Raw genomic sequence first — 4831 nt, forward strand, 5'->3', positions numbered from 1 at the left:
TCACCATCGTCACCAAGGATATAGGGTATGAGTTACGCTGTGCGGCACCGGTAGCCTTTGATATGGCATACACTCGTGAGTTGGGTTACGGAGCGGTCCGGTATCTTCTCGGTGAGGACTATCCCGCGGAGGTGGAGAAAGAAGGTGCGCTCATCAGTATCCTGGATGGGAAGTTGAATCCTATTCCCTTTGACCAGATTATGGATCCTCAGACCGGAAGGACAAAGGTCCGAACAGTTGACACCAGCTCTTACCATTATCAGGTGGCGCGGTCTTTCATGATTCGTTTGGAAAAGAAGGACCTTGAGGACCAAAAGATGTTGCAAAAGCTTGCCCAGGTTGCTAACCTCACTGAAGAGGAATTGAAAGCTCGCTTTGCTAAAGTGACTGGATAATAGCTGGGGGAGGTAATTGCCTCCCCTTTGGGTATGCTTCACCGTACAGGATCTAAAACAACAAGTCTACTCTTCTTACGTTATCCTCTCTTTCTGGTCAGTGTTTCGCTTTTGGGAGGATTTACTCTTCAGCACGTCTTCTGTTTATCCTTTCCTTTGTGGTTCGTTCTGGTGGTTATTTTCTTTGGTTTGCAAATATTCTCTTATCGGGGTCTTTGTTTTTTTTGGTTTTTTCTCGCTTTTTGGGTTTTGGTTGGGGTTGGCATTCATTTCTGGAGTCTGGATTATCCAGTATCGTATTTCCGTTCCTGGGATAAGAAACCTGTATCTCTTACTGGCTATGTCATTGAAAGAGATGGAAAATACTTTCTTACCCGGATTGAAGGATTTCCCGTTTATTCTCCTTCGGTTCTCTTGCGAGGGAAAGGATTTACGCACCTCGGTTATTCCCGGGGGGTTTTTAGTGGGGTTTTCCGGAAATTTGTTTCCTGTGTCAATCCCGGTGGAGTAGATCAGCGCTTACAGTGGTGGAAAAAGAGGGTGGTTGGATACTTAGAGGTGAAAGACTTTCGGGCTGTTTCTGGGCATTCCTTGTGGTTTACCCTCTTACATTGGGTCGAAGAGAGAAAACAGAGACTTCTTTCTCTTTGGCAGGAACAAATCGGGAACGAAGCATCGCTTTTCGCGGCACTCTTTTTGGGGGAAAAGGACACGCAATTTTTTCACCAAAAGGACTCTTTCGAACATATGGGAGTATATCACCTTTTTTGTGTTTCGGGATTCCATCTGACGCTTTTGGGTGGGATGACGCTCTTAGTCCTTAAGCAATTTTTGATTTTAAGACCATTTTCTGCCTTCCTTTTAATTGTTTTTTCCTTTCTCTATCTTCTTTTCTGTAGCCTGGTTCCTTCGGCGTTTCGGTCCTTTCTTATGCTCAGTTTCTATCTTCTGGGCAAATGGTTTGGCAGGAAGGTGCCATCCGGGGGGATTTTCTGGGCGGCCTTTCTTTCCATGATGGTGATCCAGCCGGAGATGCTGCTTAACGGAGGAGCGCAGCTTTCTTTTGCTTCAACCTGGGGGTTGGTGGTGGTATTGCGTCTTCTGGAAGGAGAGGGGCAAAGACACGGTTTTATTCAAACCATAATCAGGGAAAATTTGCTGCTGGGGCTCGCAGTATATTCCACTTCGCTTCCGTTCCTCATGATACATCGTTTTTCTTTTTCTTCCCTTTTTTTACTGGGAAACATCATTCTTCTTCCTCTTACCGAAGGGGTTCTTTTTCTTGCCTTCTGGGGAACTCCTTTCATCTGGTTTTTCCCGATCCGTCGTGGAGTGGCAATAGTATTGCGATTCCTTTTGCGGAACATTCTTTTCTTGACGCAGTTTTTTACTACTCGTTTACCTCATTTTTTTCTCGATTTTTCTCGCTCTGGGGATCTTGTTTGGGGTGTGTGGGTTTTTACGGGGGTTCTGGTGGTGACTCTGGGATCCATTTTGAAAGCAAAGAGGACGAAAGCCCTATGTTTTTTGCTCCTTTTCCCCATTTCAGTAACGCCTTTTCTTCTCTTGCCCGCCCGAGAATTCTGGGTTTTCGATGTGGGACAGGGTCTGGCCTGTGGCATTGTGGAAAAGCAAACGATTTCCTTTATTGACCTGGGAGGTGTGATCCGGGGATATAATCTGGTAGGAGAGACGATTCTAAAGCGATTTTTGTGGTATAGGGATATTCGAGAGATCCGGAATATTTTTCTCACCCACTGGCATAAAGACCATGTAGCGGGGTTGGATGTTTTTACTTCTTCTTCCCGATTATCTCTTTTTGCGCCGGAAAACTTGGAGAAAGGAGGTATTCCTTTTGTGCCGATCAAATGGCCGACTCGCTTTCAATTGACTGACCAAGTAACAGTCCAAGTGTTCCCAATAAGAGGTGAAACGGAGAACGACCAGGCTCTCGTGTATCTTGTTGTTTTTCCTGATATGAGGATTTTAGTGACTGGAGATATCGAAGAGAGGGGAATCGATGAGCTTTTACGTTGCGGGAAAAGCATTACGGCAGAAGTGGTGATTCTTCCTCATCATGGGAAGTATTATCCCAACCTTGCTGAACTTCTTTCCCGCACTGGGTGTCATACGGTTATAATCTCCTGTGGAGAGAATGAGTACGGTCATCCGGATAGAAGAACTCTGGAAATGGTGCAAAAAGCCGGATGGCGTTCCTTGATTACGCAACAAGACGGAGCCATACGAATCTATCCCTTTTTGGGCAAATGGAGGGTACGAGGAATTGGGAAAAGAAACCTTTAAAAAGTGGTACGAGCACGATCTTTCTTCCCGGTTTTTTCTTTTTGAGCTTCGCATAGGCAGAAAACTTTTTGAAGACTGGTATCTTCCTTTTATCGTCAGGAAACTCAAGGTACAGCGTGTGGTGGAAGTGGAAAACGAGGAAGAGTGGAAGTATGTGGTAGAGTCATTTCTGGTTCCCTCTCTTTTTCCAGAGGCGATCCTGTTTGTACTCTGGGGGATTCCAGAAAGAGCCATTCTAAAAATGAAAGATACCTTAGCGTCAACGCCCTTTTTCTTTCTTTTTATCCCTCGAAAGATGGAAGAACAGAAGTGGAACGATGTATCCTGTGTTGTGGTAAAGCCTGATGAAATGATCCTCAAGAAATTTTGGTCGTCCATGGCCCAGAAGTTTGGCGTTTCTCTCGATAAGGTGGCAGAAGAGAAACTGTTGCGCTTTCTGGGAACTTATAATTTGGGAAGGAGCGATCTTGAATATTTCTTTTCATGTTTTACCGGGCGAAAGGATGTTACTGAAGAAGAAGTCGAATGGTTCTTTGAGCGAGAAGAAAAGGTAGTACTCTTTCGATTTCTCGATGCTCTGGGAAAGCGGGAGGAGACCAAAACCTTCCATTATCTGCAAATGCTCTGGCGACTTGACTTTTCAGTTTCATGGCTTATTGCTCAAATTGCTCGTCGTTTTAGGCTTCTTTTACAATGCTATGAAGGAGAGGGTATGACCCGCGATGTATGGCAGGGGAAAGACCTTCACCCTTTTGAAGCGGAAAAGGTCATCACTATGAAAGAAAAATATAGCCTCTCTGAAGTACGCCGAACCTTTGCTCTTTTGCGCACCGCAGACAGGCTAATTAAAACCCAAAGTGTGGATCCCAGAATTACATTAACCCGGATTATAGGGGAAATTATGAGTGAATCGTGGTCCGATTCAACCGCCGAGCAAGCCTTGATTTAATCCGCGCTGCTTTGTTTTTGTGAAAAACACCTTTGCTAACAGCCATGTCAACTTTTTTGGCTACTTCGCTCAAGAAAGCCCTGGCTTCTTCGGTTTTTCCGCTGTTCACGAGTTCCAAGAATCTTTTCACATATGTCTTTGCACTTGATTTTACGCTTTTATTACGCAATCTCCTCTTTTCGCTTTTACGTAGATTTTTCCATGCAGATTTCGTGTTTGGCATTCTTTCACCTCTTATGATTCCTTTCGGTATTCAAAAAACAACGCTAATTCTAACAGAAGGAGGATGGTTTGACAAGATTAGCACAATTTCCCTGGGATCAAAAAATTTTTTCTAGGTCATTGACATTGGGGGAACAAATTATATAATAACTGCGAATACGTAAGGGGGTGGAAGAGGGTCGCAAAAGACCTCAGCAGCAACTGAGTGTCGTAGTTTTTCCCTCCAGAAACACCCAAAAAGGGAATTACCCTTTCCCTATGGGGAGTGTCTCTCGTCTTTGAGCCGGTTATACCGGGTCTGAAAGGGGGAGCGCTAATTATATTTAAAGGAGTTGTGGGTTGAATTAAATACTTGATGGTCACGGTAGGTACCTACCGTGACCATCGTTTTTGCTCTATAAATTTCGATTTCAATCCTTGTGAAGGGAGGGATAACTATGGAGAAAATACTTGAAATTGGAGTGCACCTGGTTCTTGACGGGTACACCCAGGATACGAATGCCATTGGGAACTTGGATCGGATTCGAAATTTTCTGGATAGCTTTCCTGTCCACATGGGGATGACCAAGGTCACCGCTCCATATGTTTTTCAGTATCAGGGGGGCTCACCACAAGAAGGGGGCATTTCTGGCATTGTGATCATTGCTGAGAGCCACATCAGCATTCATACTTTTCCGGCTCAAGGTTATGTGAGTGTGGACATTTTCTCTTGCAAACCCTTTGATGTCGAAGAGGCGATTCGTAATCTCACTGAATATTTCCACCTTACTGATTTCTGTCATCAAGTTTTCGATCGAGGAATCGAATACCCCAAGGAGATACCATCGGTTATTCCTCTTATTTTAGAGGAGCGATTGCAGAATCTGGAAAGAATGGTCCACACCTGACTGGCTCCGTTTCTTTAAAGGGCGAACCAGGTAAAAAATCAGGTTCGCCCTTTTTTTATTGCTCGGTGTGTTCT

General features: G+C 44.6%; 5 protein-coding genes. 4 read left to right on the forward strand and 1 reads right to left on the reverse strand.

Annotated elements, in window-relative coordinates; genetic code table 11:
* The 3 genes from ABDK92_11000 to ABDK92_11010 form a co-directional block, all read left to right on the forward strand.
* Nucleotides 1–395: 6-phosphofructokinase (locus tag ABDK92_11000; GenBank protein ID MEN3187128.1), on the forward strand; the 395-nt coding region annotated here is incomplete at its 5' end.
* Between the two features lie 249 nt (nucleotides 396–644).
* A complete protein-coding gene (locus ABDK92_11005) occupies nucleotides 645–2699 on the forward strand; it encodes a ComEC/Rec2 family competence protein (protein MEN3187129.1) in 2055 nt (684 codons plus the stop codon).
* Nucleotides 2680–3648, forward strand: coding sequence for a hypothetical protein (locus ABDK92_11010; GenBank protein ID MEN3187130.1), 969 nt, complete (start codon nucleotides 2680–2682; stop codon nucleotides 3646–3648). The genes ABDK92_11005 and ABDK92_11010 overlap by 20 nt, the downstream gene beginning before the upstream one ends.
* Here ABDK92_11010 and rpsT read toward each other — a convergent pair.
* Nucleotides 3599–3871, reverse strand: coding sequence for a 30S ribosomal protein S20 (rpsT, locus tag ABDK92_11015; protein ID MEN3187131.1), 273 nt, complete (start codon nucleotides 3869–3871; stop codon nucleotides 3599–3601). The two genes, ABDK92_11010 and rpsT, sit on opposite strands and share 50 nt — an antisense overlap.
* A gap of 436 nt (nucleotides 3872–4307) precedes the next feature.
* Between rpsT and ABDK92_11020 the strand changes: the two genes are divergently transcribed.
* Complete coding sequence (locus ABDK92_11020) at nucleotides 4308–4757, forward strand: S-adenosylmethionine decarboxylase (GenBank protein MEN3187132.1); 450 nt, start codon at nucleotides 4308–4310, stop codon at nucleotides 4755–4757.
* Nucleotides 4758–4831 lie beyond the last annotated feature (74 nt).

The sequence above is a fragment of the Atribacterota bacterium genome (genome assembly GCA_039638595.1).
GTDB lineage: Bacteria > Atribacterota > Atribacteria > Atribacterales > Caldatribacteriaceae > Profundicultor > Profundicultor thermophilus.